General features: G+C 54.4%; 11 protein-coding genes. 1 reads left to right on the top strand and 10 read right to left on the bottom strand.

Going from position 1 to position 17,922, the window contains the following annotated elements:
• Positions 1-172 precede the first annotated feature (172 nt).
• On the top strand, positions 173-889 hold the full coding sequence (locus tag ACG1BZ_RS07610) for a hypothetical protein (protein WP_413665079.1): 717 nt from the start codon (positions 173-175) through the stop codon (positions 887-889).
• A gap of 205 nt (positions 890-1,094) precedes the next feature.
• Here ACG1BZ_RS07610 and ACG1BZ_RS07605 read toward each other — a convergent pair whose 3' ends face one another.
• The 10 genes from ACG1BZ_RS07605 to ACG1BZ_RS07560 form a co-directional block, all read right to left on the bottom strand.
• Positions 1,095-1,478 carry an ankyrin repeat domain-containing protein gene (locus ACG1BZ_RS07605; protein ID WP_413665078.1) on the bottom strand — a complete coding sequence of 128 codons (384 nt, stop codon included), beginning with the start codon at positions 1,476-1,478 and terminating at the stop codon, positions 1,095-1,097.
• Between the two features lie 24 nt (positions 1,479-1,502).
• Complete coding sequence (locus ACG1BZ_RS07600; RefSeq protein WP_413665077.1) at positions 1,503-11,849, bottom strand: RHS repeat-associated core domain-containing protein; 10,347 nt, start codon at positions 11,847-11,849, stop codon at positions 1,503-1,505.
• A gap of 377 nt (positions 11,850-12,226) precedes the next feature.
• Positions 12,227-12,715: a hypothetical protein gene (locus ACG1BZ_RS07595; RefSeq protein WP_413665076.1), complete on the bottom strand. Its 489-nt coding sequence runs from the start codon at positions 12,713-12,715 to the stop codon at positions 12,227-12,229.
• Positions 12,690-13,106 carry a type II secretion system major pseudopilin GspG gene (gene gspG, locus ACG1BZ_RS07590; RefSeq protein WP_413665075.1) on the bottom strand — a complete coding sequence of 139 codons (417 nt, stop codon included), beginning with the start codon at positions 13,104-13,106 and terminating at the stop codon, positions 12,690-12,692. Before gspG ends, ACG1BZ_RS07595 begins: the two co-directional genes overlap by 26 nt.
• Positions 13,107-13,122: 16 nt before the next feature.
• Positions 13,123-13,503 carry a type II secretion system protein gene (locus ACG1BZ_RS07585; RefSeq protein ID WP_413665074.1) on the bottom strand — a complete coding sequence of 127 codons (381 nt, stop codon included), beginning with the start codon at positions 13,501-13,503 and terminating at the stop codon, positions 13,123-13,125.
• 55 nt (positions 13,504-13,558) lie between these two features.
• Positions 13,559-13,915, bottom strand: coding sequence for a hypothetical protein (locus ACG1BZ_RS07580; RefSeq protein ID WP_413665910.1), 357 nt, complete (start codon positions 13,913-13,915; stop codon positions 13,559-13,561).
• A gap of 186 nt (positions 13,916-14,101) precedes the next feature.
• Positions 14,102-16,333, bottom strand: a complete 2,232-nt coding sequence (locus ACG1BZ_RS07575; protein ID WP_413665073.1) for a secretin N-terminal domain-containing protein — start codon at positions 16,331-16,333, stop codon at positions 14,102-14,104.
• Positions 16,330-16,848, bottom strand: coding sequence for a hypothetical protein (locus tag ACG1BZ_RS07570; RefSeq protein ID WP_413665072.1), 519 nt, complete (start codon positions 16,846-16,848; stop codon positions 16,330-16,332). The genes ACG1BZ_RS07575 and ACG1BZ_RS07570 overlap by 4 nt, the downstream gene beginning before the upstream one ends.
• On the bottom strand, positions 16,848-17,402 hold the full coding sequence (locus ACG1BZ_RS07565; protein ID WP_413665071.1) for a hypothetical protein: 555 nt from the start codon (positions 17,400-17,402) through the stop codon (positions 16,848-16,850). Before ACG1BZ_RS07565 ends, ACG1BZ_RS07570 begins: the two co-directional genes overlap by 1 nt.
• Positions 17,383-17,922 carry a hypothetical protein gene (locus ACG1BZ_RS07560; RefSeq protein ID WP_413665070.1) on the bottom strand — a complete coding sequence of 180 codons (540 nt, stop codon included), beginning with the start codon at positions 17,920-17,922 and terminating at the stop codon, positions 17,383-17,385. The genes ACG1BZ_RS07565 and ACG1BZ_RS07560 overlap by 20 nt, the downstream gene beginning before the upstream one ends.

Below are 17,922 nucleotides of genomic sequence, written 5' to 3'. Positions count from 1 at the left end.
CTTTTACCTGTTGTTAAAAAACACCTCTGCAGGCTAGCTGCGAGGTTTCCTATTGTGTCGGCAATGCAACTCGAAGCTTTATCTGCCACCAACACCTATCTTCAAAAAAATCTATCTTCTCGAACCTTGATTGGACTTCTTATCAGCCCGCTCACAAAGCAAAGGACAATTTATGGGTGTCCTTTTTTGTTCTCTGCTCTCACGTCGTTTCGAACGCGGTGAGCGCCTACCCCCTGTGGAGTTCGAACTACTCTCAAAGTTGGTGGAAACTTGGCGCGCCCGACTGACCGATATCAGTTGGTTCATGCGCATTCTCAATGAATCCATCGCCCGCGAAGCTAACCGAGAAGATCACTGTACCGAGCGTTTCTGGGAGGGCCGGTTCAAGTCCCAAGCACTTCTGGATGAGTGTGCACTGGCTGCCTGTCTGGCTTATGTAGACTTAAACCCGGTCCGCGCCGCAATAGCGGAAACACCTGAGGCCTCCGATCACACCTCGATACAGCAACGTATCCGCGCCGCTCGGGAGGGCCTGCAGCCTCCTGCGCTCTTTCCCTTCGCTGGTAATCCCCGGGCATCTATGCCTGATGGATTACCGTTTGCCCTACGGGACTATTTAGAGCTGCTGGATTGGAGCGGACGACTATTGCGAAGTGACAAACGCGGCGCAATCGCAAGCTGCCAGCCTCCGATCCTGCAGCGTCTACAAATAGACCCGCGCCAGTGGCAGTACCTAACCCGCAATTTTGAAAGTCGATTCCGCAGCCTGGTTGGTACCGAGACATCGGTTCGCAGGGCCTGTGAACGGCTTGGCAAGCGCTGGGCGCAGGGTATTCGCGATTGTGCCCATTACCTTTCCCCAAGCGCATCACCCGCCACTCCATCCTGACTTTTACCTGTTGTTAAAAAACACCTCTGCAGGCTGGCTGCGAGGTTTCCTATTGTGTCGGCAATTCAATTCGAGGCTTTATCTGCCACCAACATCTATCTTCAAAAAAATCTATCTTCTCAAACCTTGATTGGACTTCTTATCAACCCACTCACAAGGCAAAGGACAATTTATGGGTGTCCTTTTTTGTTTGTTTTTTTGTTTTCTAAAAATACTTAGAAAATATATCTCTATTCGGATGAGACTTTATCTTTTTCACATGGCTTACCACTGAATTCCCAGAAGAGTTCTCCAAGTAAGGATCAACACCAGCATCCAATAGCATTTTGATAATTTCCCGATTTTTTTCTGAAGGCCCCAGCGCCCGAAGCAATGCCGTATTCCCCCATGAATCGAGCATACTGACATCGACCCCCTGCTTCAAAAGAAGATCAACAATTTCTACATTTTTATATTGCGAGGCAAAATGAAGTGCCGTATATCCCTTACTATCTTGCGCATCAAGATCAAATTTACCAGACAATATCAACTCTTTGGCTTCATCAGTTTTATGATCAACTATTGCATAGTGCAGTTCATTTCTCTTCATCCTATCCACCATGACAAACCCTCACTATTTTTCTTCCCATTTATGACTCATATTTTCCCCGGGATCTTCAATTTGCCAGTACTCTAAATCTTGCTGAGATTCATTATACTCAGCCTGGCTCATTCCTTTTCTTGTCGCCTCATCTCTAGTCCGCCAGCTCTCATTACCAGCAGTGTGACCATAATGAAACTTACCTTCGATTTCTTCCAATGTATTTGGATCAATAAAATTCCCAGTCTCTGGATTATATAAGCCTTGATCTTTAGCCTGCTGTTGAATTGCACGCTTCGTATCAGCCCTCGGATAAGCCCTGTTAAGTCGCCCCTCAGGAATATCCGTACTAGCCTTAAACCGCCCCTGCTCGTCTCTCTCCCGATCTCTCAAGTAAGGAGATGTATCAAGCTGATCAGACTGATCCGGATAACCTAAAACTGGATTATCAAGATTCTCCGGCTCATAGCCGGGCGGTGCAGACTGCGGATCAAGGTACTCATAGACATACACCTTCGCCTCCCCAGCCTGCTCATCTATTTCTCTTCCGGGAATTTTTGGCAATACTTCCGCTGGCGGTCGATCATAGGCTCCTGGGCGCGACTCACTTTCTGCAACAACGGAATACTGGTCATCACTTGAATTTGATAGCCACCAGGGCTTAAAGAATGCAGCAATTAGCGCAAAGTGGGCACTAACATTTCCTTTGGCATTATTAATACCTCGGTCCGCCAAGGCTGTAACTGCATTTGACCAAGAAGTCGGGGTTCGGGCGTACTCTTCCTGCCAAAATGTTGAGCTTTGGATATTCAGCTGCTCACCCACAAGGACCCTTGCAGTGCGATCAGCAGATGTAGCAAGTGCATCACCAGCTAAAGGAGCTACTGGATTCGGAATAACCGGGGTCAACGGGGTGGTTTGATTGCCATCCGGATCAACCCAAACCGTCGGATTCTGATAAGCATAAAGATACTTATGCAAACTAGGCGCAATGGTACTGTCACCCTCCCAGGCATCCTGACTCAGGAACCTTCCTGTATCCGGATCATAGAAACGCGCCTTGGCATAAATCAGCCCGGTCTCTTTATCTTCCTCATGCCCGGTAAAGCCGAAGCGGTTCCAGGAGCTGCCGCTCTCGCTGCGCTTGTTGCCCCAAGCGTCGTACTGGTAGCGCGCCTGCAGGGTGCCGTTGGCGCTGGTGAGGTTGCTGACACTGCCCAGTGCGTCGAACAGATAGAACTGGGTGCCCTCGGTGATATGGGTCAGGCTGAGTAATTTGCTGGGGCCGTAGTTGTATTTGGCCAGGGTGAGGTTGTTGGCGTCCGATTGGGTCAGCACGGACAGGCCGTCGTAGGTGTAGCGCTCGGTGCCGCGCTCGCCTTCTTTTTCTATGCGAAGGCCGCCGACGTCATACAGGAACTGGCCCACAGTGGAGCCGCCGATCATGACCTGGCGCAGGTCGTCGCGGGCATCGAAGATAAAGTCGCTGGTCTCTCCGGCCTTGGTCTTGGAGACCTGGTTGCCGTTGCCATCGAAACCGTATTTGACGTTGTTGGCGGCATCCAGGTTGTCGGTGATATCCGTTAGCTGGTTGCGCTCGTTGTAGCTGAGGGTCAGGTCTTTTTCCGTCTGGCTACTGGTACTGTTGACGGCGATTTCAGAAACGCGGTTGTAGGCGTTGTCGTAGCCGTAGGTGACGGTATGGCCGCTGCCGGCGGGCACATCCGGGTAGGTGACACTTTCCAGGCGGTCGAGGTCGTCGTAGACGTAGGTGGTGATCTCTTCGCCGTTGCCGTTGGTTTCGCGCTGTTCTGTGCGGTTGCCGTTGTCGTCGTACTCGTAGGCAAAGCGGGAGACCAGGCCGCCGTTCTGGGTGTGCTCGATGGTCTCGGTGCGCCCGGCGTTATCGTAGGTGTAGCGGGTCTCGGTATTGTTGGGGTAGCTGACATGCTCAACAAGGCTGGAGCGGTCGTAGCTATAAGTGGTGGTGCCACCCTCGGCCTGGGCCTGGTAGAGACGGTTGAGCGAGTCGAAGACGTAGAGGGTGTGCTTGTTGTCCGGGTCCGTCAGTCGGGTGCGGTTGCCGTTGTTGTCGTAGGCATAGCCCAGGGTGCGGCCGAAGCTGTCGGTCTTGGTGAGCTGGCGGTCGAAGTCGTCGTAGGTATAGCGGGTGACCACATCCCCGCGCAGGCCGTCGAAGTAGCGCTCGGTGGTGCTGAGCAGGTTGTTGTTGGCATCGTAGGCACTCACCACCTGCTGGATATCCGCACTGCTGGAAATCAGTGGGCGGGCGTAGTTGCGCTCCGTCTCGCGATTGAGTTCGTCGTACTGGTAGCTGACGCTCACACCATTGGCGTCGGTCATGGCCTTGAGATTGCCGTTGCCATCGTACTCGGTGTACTCGACGCGGTTGGTATCGGCATACTCGATGGCGCTGCGGCGATTGAGGGCGTCGTACTCGTAGCTGGTGCTGTTCAGCTCGGCGTCGATTTGCTCGACCAGGTTGTTGTCCCGGTCGTAAACGAAATCGGTGATACCGCCGAGATAGTCGTGGATCTCGTCCAAGCGGTTCAGGGCATCGTAGACATAGGTGGTGCTATTGCCCTTGGACTTCTCCACACTGGTGCGATTGCCGTTCAGGTCGTAGCTATAGCGGGTGGTCTCCTGCTCGCCGTTGGTGACGTTGTCGAGACGGTTGCGCTTGTCGTACAGCCAGGTGGTTTCCCGCCCCTCCGGGTCGCGCCGGTAATCGCGGTTGCCCATTGCGTCATAGTGGTAGCGGTTAATCGCGGCCAGCTCACCACTTTCCACCAGTACCAGATTGCGGCCGTCGTACTCCCAGGCGGTTTTGTTGCCCTCGGCATCCTCCTCAATCAGGGTGTTGCCAACCTCGTCGTATTCCGTGCGCAGTATCTGGAGTCCAGCGCGGGTAACCTGGGTCTGGCGGTCTTCGGCGTCGTACTGGTAGCGGGTCTCGATATTGCGCTTGTCGCGCGTTACCAGCAGGTTATTGTTGAGGTCGTACTCGTCGTAGTAGATAAACTGTTCGAGTGGGTCCTCTTCCGAGATAACGCGGTTGAGGGCGTCGTATTCCCAGGTGGTGGTATTGAGATTCCAGTCAGTAACGGTCTTTTTATTGCCGACTTCGTCGTAGGTGAGTGAGCGCTCCTTCAGCAGCGGATCGATGGTTTTTTCCAGGCGGTTGAGCACATCGTAGCGGTGCTCGGTGATGTCCTGGTCCTCGGCGTCGATCTCATAGGTGAGGTTGCCGTGGGTATCGTAGCGCTTCTCTAATGTCCGCCCCAGCGGCTGGTATTCAAAGGTCAGCTGGTTAAAGGCGTTGTAGTCGTAAGTGGTGACATTGCCGTTGGCGTCTTCACTGTAGGCAAGGTTGCCATCGGCGTCGTAACGGTTCTCGCGCACCAAGTGGCCGATATCGTCGGATTTTGATGTGAGGCGATTCAGCTCGTCAAACTCCGAAACCAGGGTATTGCCATTGGCCAGAATTTCCTGGGTGAGGTTGCCGACTTCGTCATATCGATAATCGGTTACATAGTCCTCGGCGTCCTTGAGTCGCTCCAGGCGATTGCGATCGTCGTATTCCCGCACGATGGAGAACTGCCGCGCATTCAGCTCCAGGGTGCGGTTGCCGACCTTGTCGTAATCGTAGAGGGTGATATTACCCTCGCGGTCGATCTTCCGCTGTACCCGGTTCAGGTCATCGTAGGTGTAGCGGGTAGCCTGTCCGTTACCGTCGATTTCATAGATCAGGTTGCCGTTCTCATCGTAGCGCCACTCCAGGGTGCGGCCCAGCGGTTGGCGCTCGAAGCGCTTGCGATTCAGCCCGTCATATTCGTAAGTGGTAGTGTGGGTGCGCGCGTTGGTGAGAGAGAGGACATTGCCCTCCTCGTCCAGCTCCAGATCCGTCACCTGCTCCAGCGCATTGGTAATCTTATTGCGGCGATTGTAGTCGTCGTAACCGTAGCTGGTGGTGCGCCCTTCGGTGGAGTACTCGCGGGTGATATTACCGGCATCATCGTACTCTCGTTTTAGCACGCGGCTTTCTGGCATATTGACCGAGGTCTGGCGGTTGGCACCGTCATAATCATAGGTGGTGACATTGCCGCGAAAATCAGATTCCGATATCAGGTTGCCTACCTTGTCGTAATCCAGCGATTTCGAATCCTGCAAGTGGTTGCGAATCTCCACTACCCGGTTTTCGCCGTCGTACTCCCAATAAGTGGTGTGCCCGCGACCATCGGTCTCGGTCTTCTTGTTGCCCACCAGGTCGTAGGTGTAGCTGGTGTCATCATCGAGCGGGCGAATGACGTCTGTCAGCTGGTTAAGGTCGTTGTAGGTGTAGGAAATCCGGCGGCCTTCCTCGTCTGTTTCCCACAGTTTCTGGCCGCGAGCATTCCACGCGGCTTCAGCCACGCCACCGAGGGGGTCACGGGTATAGATAACATTGCCCCACTCGTCGTGGTTGTAACGCCATAGTTTACCGCGGCGGTCCTGGTAGGTTTTGCGGTTGCCCAGGTCATCGTAGGTAAAGTACTCGGAGGTAGCATCCGGGTAGTCGACGCCGGTCAGGTTGCCCCGATCATCGTAGTGGTAATCAGTGCGGTGATCGTTGCGGTCGATACGCGCTGCCATCAGGTTCTTGATTTGACCGAACTGCCCCTTGCTCACATAGGGGGTCATCAGCGGCAACCTGCCCACCAGCTTTTCCACCACCTGGTTGCCGTCTTCGTCGTAGGCAAATTCGGTGGTGACGTTGCGCTCATTGGTGGTGTTGGCGATGACTACCTGCTGTAAATCCCATTCGATTTCGCGGGTACCGTTGGGCGCCTTAATCTTAGTGGCAGCGCCGTAGTCGTTCAGGGTGTAGGTGGTCTTGTTGTATCGACCATCGGTGACTTCAGTTTCCAACAGACCGCCATTGCGCTCATTGCGACCGGGGTACTCAAAACTGGTGGTACCGCCCTCTGGACGCGTAATCTGCAAGGTAGCGGGTACCGGGGCGGAGCCTACAACAATGGCCTGGTCGCCCAGCAATGGTGGCCCGGGAAATTCGTGAACCCCATGGGAATAATGGGTGATCTTGTCGTTTTCATCGATAACCTGGGAGATGGCACTTCTCAGGTAGAAATCGTCCAACACACCATTAAACTGAAAGCTCTCATCCACCTGGTACTGATAGCGCTGGCTGCGGCTGGCCCTACCCTTCTCATAACGGCTTTCTATCAAGCGTCCTCGGCCGTCGTATTCGTAATAGATGGAAAATTCTTCGGAACCGGACAGGGCCGTGACCCGTTTCAACAAGTGGCGCACCTCCCAGCCGGCGATACCCACCTGGTATTCAAAGCGCAGGGTGCGGCCAGAACTATCTTCTACGATATCCAGCTGCGGCTCACTGGAACCACTATAACCAAATTTGATCAGGCGACCGTTGGTACCGCGTATATAGTCCAGCATCGCCTTTTTGGTACCGAGGCGGTGGGTATAGTGGTACTGGGTGCCGTCCTTACTATAAAAATCCCAACCACCCACGGAGCTGATCAGTGTGCCGTGATAACCGCGACCAGGTGCGTAGCCCCCGTTGCCATCCGGGTAGAAAGTGATCCCGCCACCGTCTCCACCGTGCACAGTGACCACACCGCAACCGCGATGCAGCACAAAGGACTCAAGGTTGTGACTCCACCCCATTCCGAGGCTCGAAGTACTGGTATTTCGGCTGCTATAGGAGCGGCGCAGGGAAAGGTCTGGCCCGCTCCAGGGTAGCTGCACGTCTGTCGCGGAGAGATTCAGCTTGCCATCGAAGAGGTCAACTCCTTCCACCATGGCATGGCCAACCGGCAGTTGATCCAAATACTCACGGGAGATAATTGCCTGGCCCGGATAAACCTCTTCCCTTCCTGTAGCTTTGGATACCAGACGCACTTCAAAATCGTAGGTACCGGGCCTGAGACTCCGGTCCGTATAGGTAAATTCGTGGTAACCCGCACTCAAATCGCTGGGGTCCAGGACTTCATCCGCACCTATGGGCGCATTTTCGCCAGTGAAGGTGATGGATGCTTGCGCATCTTGGGACAGACCCAGCTTGAACTTAAGTGGCGACTCGCAGACAAAACTATTACTCAGGTCGACCAGTGTGCTGGCAGTAACAGTGGTTGAGATTACTCCAACTTGCGGCTCCGGGGCCGACTCTTCAAATGCGGAGAGATGCTCGAGGATTTGCTGGTCGAAAGTGATCGGTTGCCGATTGCCATAAACGCGCTTGTAATTCCACCCGAGCCCGCGGTTGAAAACCACCTGGGCTTCGTAGTGGGAATCCACATCGAATTCGAGGTTGCTGAGCAGCGCGCCGCTGTGGGTTGTGTAGGAGTTTTCGCCTACTGAGCGGGTGAGCGGCAAATCGTAGACCACGCTCCCGTCCCTGTAGATCAGCAGCGCCGCATCTTCGATGCTAATACTGGCGGGATGGTGTGCGATTTCCATCCTGACCGGATTGATTACGCGACCACCCAAATCCAACATAATAGGGCCGCCAGTGAATGCCTCTATCTCGTCTATGGTAATACCAATGACATCGGAGCCGTGGAACTGTACCACTTCCTCGTCTGGGGTGGCCGCGTCCGTGTCAAACACCACGGAATTGCTACCAGGTGTTTCTGCAGTGGTGACTGTATAGCTGAATACTTCGTTACCGTACTCACTATAATGGTCGGTAACGGAAATGGGCTGCGAGCTCTCTGAGACAATATTGAGACCGTCATCTTTTTGTTGATGGATCAGCATGGCTTTGGTGACATACCAACGTTCAGCATCAACTAAGTGAGTATTTTCTACTGAGACGAGATACATAGGCGTCTCGTAAGTATCCCCGGCCAGCACCATAGCCCCATTACTATGCCAGACGTAATCCCACGGAGCCGAGCGGATATATAAAGTCTCACCCTTGTCAGCCCAGCTGAATTCATAGGTAAAGAGGGTGGGCCGTCCAGTCCCACCCCAAGCTTCGGTGTCTAATTCGCCAGTAAAAACCGCGAACCCGGCAATACCCTCCGCAGTAGTCACTGCCGAAGAATTCTGAGCGGCCCCGCATTCTCCCAGCTTCGGCATTCCCACATAATCGATCACGCATGTATTGCCGATAGTGTAAGCCACCTGCGCTGGAGCCAGGAGCCACTCTGGGGCAGGATCGCCATATCTGTCAAAAGCTTCAGAAGACTTAACCGTAGCTACGACCGACTCGTTAGACACCGGGTTATCGAAGGCATCCCGCACCTGAACCTGGATTTTGAGATCGACCATACGTGCGTTGGACTTCACCACCCAGTCATTCTCGTCTAACAGCATCTCAAACTCTACCGGATCGCCTGGCCAGACTAATGCCTGAAACAGCTGCGGTGCCCGCAATGTATTAGAGATATTGCCCGAGACATCTTTGACATCGACGCGCGCGGAAACAACCGCAATACCGGCCTGGGTATTGTACTTATGTCCCTGCTCCCTGTACGCGAAAAGCGGATTAACAAAAGTCGTCTCTGGCAGCGTGAAATCTACTTCGGCTACCCCCTGTGCGGAAGTTTGTACGGTAATTTCACGCTCGCCGTTGAAACTGCCGAGGCTTAGGTCATCTATAGCGAAAGTCACCGGAGCACCGACGATGCGGCGACCGAAGAGGTCACGAACCATTACAGACAGAGGGCGCTCTAACAGCTCACCGGCAGCGCCCTCCTGGTAGTTGGTATCGGGCAAGATATCGATGATAGCGGCAGCACTGGGGTCGAGGTTAACCTCGCTCAGATAGGGGGATTGCAGAATTGCCTGCAACAGACTGGGCCAAGTAGTGCTGGCATTGGCACCTCCGGCAATACCGCCGGAGAGGAAGTAACCGGCGGCACCGGTCGAGGTATTCTCCACCTGCCAGGCGGCACCCTGCCATTCGCCCACCTGCACTTCCTCAGCCGGGACCGTAACCTGGTAACCCATCACCAGCCAGCCGCGAATATCTGACTTGACGACCTCAGCGATGTTTAAGGAGTCTACCTGAGCCTCTTGCTCCGGGGTGATGGTCAATACCGTTTGGTTTTGCTGGTGCGCGTAGGCGATCGCCTTGTCGGCCGAAACCGCAGCCACCCCTAAGTTTTGCTCGTAAACACGGTGCTCCAGGTAGGAGCCATCCACTGCGGACAGACTGATAAAATCCTTCGCAGACATGGCATCATCGAAGACCGGTACCACAGCAACCTTGCGATAGCTCGCATCCAGGTTGACGCCCTGCCATGACAGCTGGTGCGGCCTGCCCAGCACCTCCTCGGCGACGACGGCATTGGAGGAGAAAACCACATCGGGCACTGGACGCACCAGCCGCACGCCAGTGGCACCGGACAGCTCTCGTTCACTCTGGTGCCAGGCTGCGAGATAGCGTCGGGCTATCTGGCTCAGAACACTGGCTGCGGTGCGTTCAGTTTCCTCGCTCTCGGCAATAGAGGCCTGGGCAACTACACCAACAGCATGGTAATTACCGGCAATAACGGTTTTGGCAATAGTATCGCTGTAACCTGGGCCGGAAATTTCCAGCTGGATACGGTGCGCCTGCGCCATCGGAATCGGCTGTTCGCCGACGGCCGTGATAATGCCATCGACCTGGATCTGTGGGCGCAGCGAGACCAGGTAGGCAGGCACGGAACCCAGCCCACCGTAACGATTTACCAGGTTCTGCTCATCAATGGTGGACGCCATATAAGAAAGTGTGACGTCCCGGTTGGACAGTGCCGATACCGGCAACTCCGCCACCAGGCTTTCGGAGCTGGTATTGCGGTTATTGGTATAAAGTCGGAATGTCACCTTGTGCACGAGTTCAGCAGGAATCTCCGCGCTTTCCAGGAAAATCCGCTGCACCGTATAGGGCTCACTATTCGGCAGGTAATTGGCAACCTCTTCTACCTGTCGGGCCTGCGGCGACAGTTCATCCAGTGAAGTCCCCTGCTCTGCGAGGCCTGCATCCAGTTCACTGACAAATGCAGTGATAGGGCTTACTTCTTCAATATATTCGGAAAGGTAACGCTCAATGGTTTGCCTCGGGTCCAGTGCTACCCGAGCCATGGGATTTCCGCCGACATTGACCTCAAATTCGGAGGCCGCCGGGAAAAGCGGCAACCAGGCACGACCACTGGTATCGACCACAGCACCACGGTAATTGGCGTAGGGCACTAATGCCACGACCCAGGTGTACTCCACCGCGATGGCTTCCAGCTGCCCGCCACGAATCACCGCTTGCGCGGGGTATCCTGCGGCACGCACCAGCTCGAGGGCCCGCTCGGCACCGGAAACCGCGAGAGAGTTCTCTACAGTTTCGACCGGTATCTCTACCACTCCGCGCACGTAGCGGGAAGGGATAGAACTAGCGCGCAGCAGTGCAACCAGCAAGCTGGCCTGATCTATGTCGTTACCGGCCATTTGCCTCAGAGTTTCCTCGGCTCCTTTCATTGAGCCGTAGTACCACTCGAGCGACACAGTCGATTTTACGAAATTGAAAATCGACACCGGGTCGTAGTTGAGATCCCGGGCCTTGGCCAGGACAGACGCACTTAGCGGCGCCTGTGACGAAGCCGAAAGATCTGCTGAAGAGGGTATCTGCGTAGCCGCCGGGTCCTGGTAACTGGAAACTATCGAGGGCGCAGAGGAGATGGCGATGGAGGCGGGCGCGAGCGGCTCATATGGCAATAGCATATCCCGCAGCACTGGATAGGATTGAGGAACCTGTAATTCACTGAGACCGTCGATCATCCCGGCCAGCTGAAACTGGCTATATAGATGACCAGCATGGTCTATCCAGCCCGCTTCTTCCGGGTCAAACGAAAACAACTCTTCGAGCAGGCTGACAAACGGCTGCACTCGCTCCCAATAGGCGTCATGAGTAGCTTGTGCGCGCTCACGACCCTGCTGGGACAGTTCTGGGTCAGCAATAGTCTCGCGAAGTTTCGCATCGACAATTAGGTGGTGCGCGACAAATGCATTGAATTGGGATTCCAACTCTCGATACTGGCGATTTTCTGCCGGTGCAAGCTTGTCGAAACTATCCAGCAACTGCAACGTCGTCAGCAGGCTTTCCAGGCTTCTCCCGAACTCCCTACTGGCTGCGCTTTGCGGGATTTTGACTGCACGGGATTGCTCTCGGATAGCTGTCCACTGCACCTCATCAAGACCCAGCGGCTTGCCGGAGATCAGGCGATCAACCACCTCTTCCTGGGAGGGCAAATCAGCGCCCGCCAAGTTGCTATCGATTTCCCCCGCGCTGACAGAGACACATCCGAGTGATAGAGCTGCGCTAATAACCGCGCGCACAATTATCGAGAGCCGACCAGATTTCATCGCGAAGGGTACCCGTACAATCCATTGTCCATCCGCTCATGGGAATGGAAACATCCTTTTGGCGATAGCTTGGATTATGGGCACATAAAGTTGGAGATATAGTGGCTGGGACCAAAGCAGGTCCAGCCGGCAGGAAAGGCTCGCGCAATAGACACCAACCATCCCTTGACCATCTCCCCCAGACAATCAAGCGATCGATTTTTCAGCGCGTAAACCTACAGAAAAAAAATGCGCCAAGCAAGAAAATCGCGCCTCCAATTAGAACAAAGTCCTAAAAAAATGCAATTTGCACGAAGGTACAGCAATAAAAAACTAAAAAAAGGAGAAAATATCCCAACAAAGCTCTCGCGCACTTTCAACGCATAAGACTCTACTTATCAGTTTCTGCCGGTGGATACCGCCGGCTCAGGTGCGTAGCGAAACTCCCACTCTGCATGACTGCCAACCCCGGCAAAGGCTCGATCTTCCCAGCGGAAATTCGCCTGGCGGAAAGGCCGCGCCTGTGACCGACTGCGCACGCCAACAATACTGCCACCCGGGCCGCGGATAACTTCCATCGAGTCGCCAGTAATAGGGTCCTGATAAAGTTTGCGGATGTGCCGGACACGGTGAAACCTGGAGTCCTGCAAAAGGTCTTCCAATTTTCTCGGGTACTGCCGGTTCTGAGCGGCGAGGTAATAACTCTTTATTGCCCGGCGGTATTGCTGGCCCACAAACAGAAGCTCCTGTTCTTGTAGCCTGCGAATGGAGCCGGTCACATTTTCCGCAGCAATCGCAGAGACAACACCCACTGCCACGGTTAGCGCAAGCACCGCAGGCAAAGCGAAACCCTCCTGTGAGCTACTCCCAACTGTTGATATCTGCATTGTCACCTTCACCACCCTGGGCGCCATCTCTCCCGTAGGAAACTATCTCGTAGCCACCGTTTCGACCCGGCGACTTGTAGACATATGGCCGACTCCAGGGATCCAGCGGTACTTCCTTCTTAAGGTATGGCCCCTGCCAGCCTTCAGCACCCGCCGGCTTTACCCGCAGCGCTTCCAAGCTTTCCGCATCGGACGGAAACTCACCGACATCAACAAAGTACGCATCCAGCGCTCCAGTAAAATTCTGAATTTGCGCCCTGGCCACCGATGCCTTGGCCGGGTTGACTCGCTTATAGAGACTTGGTCCCACCAATGCCGCTAGCAGACCTACAATGACGAGCACGATCAACAACTCCATCATGGTAAAACCTAACTGAACCTTGAATTTCACGATTTTTTTCCTTCTATTACCAGTCGCAGTAGCAAGAATCATCCAGGGCCTGATCGTTCGATCCGGAATGGACATCCACCACACCATCAATATCACTCCCTGCCGAATACTCCTCGACCCAGCCATCATCACGACCGGAAATGGGCTCTACCGGCACGAAGCGTATATATCTTTCACTGACCAGATCCGCCAGGCTCACCGGATACTGCCCTTTGTCCGCATAGTAGGCATCAAGCGCCCCCCTCAAGACGAACAGATTCTCCTTCAGAGCGGACTCTTTTGCCCGTGTAATCCAGGTGGTCACCAGTGGCGCACTGAGCGAGGCAAGCAGCGCCACACAGAGCAGTACCACTGCCAGCTCGACAAACGTAAAGCCCCGTGCGGGACGAGTGCGCATTTTCATCGCCCCCCTCCATTGTTTTTTGTATTCATTCCTTTCATTCACCGTTCCGTCACCAATCTCGGTAACTACTGCCGTCCAGTGCCTGTAGATCGTGTTTCACACGGATATCGAAAACATCATCACCTGACCAGATTTCGCTATCATATTCATCTTGATAACCCCGGATTTCCCAGTGCCCGACCCGATCACCACCCTCCTCGGCGAAAGGGTCCGACGGAATCCGGCGCAGATAGCGCAAAACCTTGTCGGCACCGCCGGTGGCATTCACGCCCTCGGTCAGAGTCTCCAGCGTTTCCGGAAAGCAGTCCCGACTGACCCCAGGCTGCGCGGGAGAAAACAGCCCTGCGCGACAGTCATCGTTAAAGCGGTCTATGGCTTCACGCATAAGGATTAGATTTTTCTTCAACGCCACTTCCTTCGAACGTCGAATACCTACATCGACCACCGGCATCGCGACGGCGGCAAGAATCGAAACAATTGTGAGGCAAACCAGCATTTCCACTAGCGTCAGCCCTGCAGCAGCAGACATTGTCGGCAGTGCCTGAAACATTCCACGATCTGCTGCACCGTCGCTATTTTTACCCATGCGCACTTACTCGCTGACAGTCACCCGGGTACCGCCGGTTTCGATTTCCGCCTCCAGGTCTCCAGGCTCAGCCACGGTCGCGGACCGGACCAATACGAAGCTGCGGCCGCTGCGCTTGCCCTTGAACAGCACCTCCAGAGCCTGGGGATCAGTCACCTCTCCCGTTCGCACTGTGAGAGTATTGCTGCCATTGAAATCCACCCTGGTATCATCAACCGGTGATTCGAATCCGACGTAGTCCAGAATCGCCGGATTGAACACCAGATTGAAATTCAAATCCGCCTTACCTTGCTCAACACTGGCAACGATGGGAATAGAGAGGTCTTCATCTACAGCGAGACTGTACTCAACATCTTCCGGCCGCACCGATATCCTGGCCGGTACATCCCTGGACTCTATGGGCTGCGCATTGCCCGCTGTCACCTCGCTCCCGGTTTCAATACCTTCCGGATTGGGGGATATTTCGTTATCAAATACCACTTCAAAGCTTTCTTCATCGCCGTTCACCATCATCGGCGGCTGCTCTGGAGTTCGAAGCTTTAGCCGGCTCAGCTCGGTGGAACCTCCGAGCCTAATCCGGTTCTCCGTGCCGATTGATATTCGGCCCGCGTGCTGGAACGGAACACTGCGCACCACTTTCGGGGTTATCGTCAGCAATACATCTGTTCTTGCATCACTGTCATCACTGGACTCAAACAGCGCGCTCACCCCCGGTATGTTGCTCAACCCATCAACACGGGAAAAAGTGCCCCTCTCTTCTTCACGAATCAAGCCACCCAGGATCGCGGTCTCGCCGCTGCGCACATGCATTACGGTTTCTGCATTTCGGGTACCAATCCGGTAGGCCGGCTCATTAGCTGTACCCAGGTTTTCCCCGAGTGAACTCACCTCCAGAGCGAGAGTGATGGTTACATAGTCGTCGGCATGTAGCCTGGGCTCCACCTGCAGGCGAATTCCGATCTCTTGATATTCGTAGGTGGTCCGCGTCTGCCCAGTGGCATCCTGGATCTGTGCCGAGCGCAGGGGTACCCGGTCGCCAATATGGATCTTGGCCTTCTCCCGATCCATTACCCGCACCCTTGGGTTTGCCAGTGTAGTCGCGTCCACATCCTGCTTGAAAAACCTCATCGCAACAGAGGGCACATTCAACAGTGCGTTTGTGGACAGTCCATCGAGAATACTTCCGGTCACCCCAGTCGGCTCGAGAGGCAGCCCCAGGGAATAGCTGCCGTAGTCCATACCCAAACGCTCAGCCTTGTTCAGATTGATCTCCAGGATCTCGACCTCTAGCACCACCTCGCCACGGGAAGTGTCATGTTGGGAAATCAACAGGTCCACGATATCGAGTTTTTCGGGTAAATCCCGCACCAGCAAACTGTTTGCCGCCTCGTTGACGGTGACTTTGTTTAGCTGGAGCACCCCCTTAATTATCGAGACCATATCCTTAGCTGGGATGTTATTCAGGTGGTAAGTGCGCAGTTGCAGGTCGTCATATTGCTTGCGTCGATCGGAGGAGTCGGAGAACACCAGCACCGTCGACTGGTCGATCACCTTGAAAGTATTCTTTGTCATCGACAGCAGTGTCAGGAATGCCTCTTCGAAGCCCACCTGCTCAACTTGCAGGCTCACAGGGGTATCCTTGACCGAGCTGTCCACAATAACAGTCACACCAAAAGCGTCGGCGACAAATCGCGCCGCCGTGGGGAAATCAATTTTGTCAAAATCCAGGTCGATCTTCAGATCACGATTTTCCTGCCGCGCAGCGCCATCGCGAATCACCGATTCAAAGTACTGCACCTCTTCGCTGTTTGGAAATAGTCTCTTGGCTGCCTCTAGAGAGCGCTCTGCGGCAGCGTAATTCCGCGCTTCCAAACTCTGTCGAACAGCATTAATTTCCCTGGCATACGCTGGGGCAGATTTGGCGCGTGTCAGTCGCTCCCGCAAGTGCTTATTGTGGGGATCTACGGCCAAGCCTTCCTGATAAATATCAATCGCGGTTTCATGGTGTCCTTGGCTCAGCGCCTCGTCACCTAAGGCGGAGTAGTACTGGACTGCGCTCAGCTCTGCATCTCGCACGACCATTGCCAATCGCACATTGCCAGGATCCTTCTGCAATTGCTCTCGACCAACCTGCACACGCTCGCGGGGGGATGTGATCCCTTCAAGGTATTGCTTTTGCTCACTCGGCCCGGAAGCACAACCAGCAAGCAAGCCAACCAAAATCAACTTACGAATCACTGCGAACCACTTCCGGTAACACTGTTAATGTAAACTCTCTTGTCATCAATTCTCTGCACCACAAACTGACCATCAATCACATCACCCGACGAAACAAAGTAGTGTTTCCCTCCATACTTCACTAAACCCCTTTTGACCCCAGCAATCTCAGCCACCGACAAGAGTTCGAACCTCGCGCTCTGGGCTGGCCGCCGCTGTGATTCCCCCAGATCAGCTGCTGACTGCCCGGCACTGCGGCCACCGATTACTCCAGAAACGACCTCCCGATTTGCAGGTTCCGGCTGCACTTGCTCCTCAGCCAGTACCTCTCCCTTACCAGCCTCCGACCCAGCTGTAAATAAGTCGACCGCGCCGATCTGGTAGCTCCGACCAAAGCGGATCACTTCTGCCACCGGTGATACTCCATCGACAGAATTACCCTCCGGAATTGTGCGGCCGGCACTCTCAGGCCAATATTTGATCAGGTTGGCCAGTAGCAGCAGCGCGCATACAACGGCAGCAGAAATTTTCTTCATTACAATTCGCCGTACAGACTTAACTCAACAGAAATTGATAACGCTTCGCCTTTCTCTGCTTTGAGCTCTACTGCTTCGACCTGGGCCAAATATTCGATCGAGTCCAGTTGACGGACGAAAGTGGCGAACGGGATGTACTCGCCCACCAAGCCCAAGCGGCCAGAAACCTGCCAGGTACCAACCTCGGAGTGCTCGATATCCCCGTAATTTTCACGGCGCATGGTGAGCCCTGCACTACCAACCAGCGCCCCTATCTGTTCGACCGCCGATGAGCTCTGGTAAGGCAACGCAATTTTTCTGTGCATCCTATCTATATTTTCTCCGTGCTGCGCCACTTGCTCGAAAAACTGCGCATCCCTCTGCAAACGGTAATAACGCTCCAGGACATACCGGTATTCCTCTTCCACTTCTGCGTGATGATTCTTTGCCGGCAGGTAATAAAAAAAACCTACTGATAACACCAAAAAAAATACGGTTATATTGCCCAAGAGAAGCCAACGGATCAGAGCAAAACCCAGTAATAAATGCAGGCTGTTACTTTTTCTCTTTAACATGCACTAAATACACCTTGCTGCCCTGGTCATCTACCTCGCTGGATTCAAGGGTCACATCCCAGCCAGCACCTGCCTCTCCTGAAGCCGCCAGAGACTCGATCCAGGTAAACAATTGTTCCGACTGACGAGAGGTCACCTTTACTCGCACAAGCCCCTTTTTCCGGTCAAACGACAAGGACCGCAGTTTCAGGCCGTCCGCGTGGCTAGCCTCCAAACTTTCCAGCACTGCCTCAAGACGCAAACCTAAAGGCACCACTCGATTTAGGGCGGCGAGTTTTCGCTTGATCTCCACCGCTGGCTGGCCGAGCGCCAGCTTTTCTTCAATACGCTGCGATGTGCTGATATAGCGCTCTGTGAGTGCGCGAGCCCGGGCCGTCTCTTGATGCAGGCTGGCACCGCTCAGCAACATGCCGAGCAATGAAATCAGTCCCACCAATACCAGGCCGCCCAACCCAAGGGTGGCGAGGGTGGCACGTAGTAGCCAGTCTCTGCGGGCCAGGTTAGTAATCGCTGCCTCCAT

Origin of the sequence: Microbulbifer sp. CNSA002 (assembly GCF_047324085.1) — a bacterium.
GTDB lineage: Bacteria > Pseudomonadota > Gammaproteobacteria > Pseudomonadales > Cellvibrionaceae > Microbulbifer.
The sequence above is the reverse complement of the archived record's forward strand: the minus strand, read 5'-3'. Positions and strand labels throughout refer to the sequence as shown.

Coding starts and splice junctions, on each gene's coding strand:
- ACG1BZ_RS07565 (WP_413665071.1), bottom strand. CDS start 17,402: ATGTTAAAGAGAAAAAGTAACAGCCTGCATTTATTACTGGGTTTTGCT.
- ACG1BZ_RS07605 (WP_413665078.1), bottom strand. CDS start 1,478: ATGAAGAGAAATGAACTGCACTATGCAATAGTTGATCATAAAACTGAT.
- ACG1BZ_RS07595 (WP_413665076.1), bottom strand. CDS start 12,715: ATGCAGATATCAACAGTTGGGAGTAGCTCACAGGAGGGTTTCGCTTTG.
- ACG1BZ_RS07610 (WP_413665079.1), top strand. CDS start 173: ATGGGTGTCCTTTTTTGTTCTCTGCTCTCACGTCGTTTCGAACGCGGT.
- ACG1BZ_RS07570 (WP_413665072.1), bottom strand. CDS start 16,848: ATGAAGAAAATTTCTGCTGCCGTTGTATGCGCGCTGCTGCTACTGGCC.
- ACG1BZ_RS07585 (WP_413665074.1), bottom strand. CDS start 13,503: ATGCGCACTCGTCCCGCACGGGGCTTTACGTTTGTCGAGCTGGCAGTG.
- ACG1BZ_RS07600 (WP_413665077.1), bottom strand. CDS start 11,849: ATGAAATCTGGTCGGCTCTCGATAATTGTGCGCGCGGTTATTAGCGCA.
- ACG1BZ_RS07560 (WP_413665070.1), bottom strand. CDS start 17,922: ATGGAGGCAGCGATTACTAACCTGGCCCGCAGAGACTGGCTACTACGT.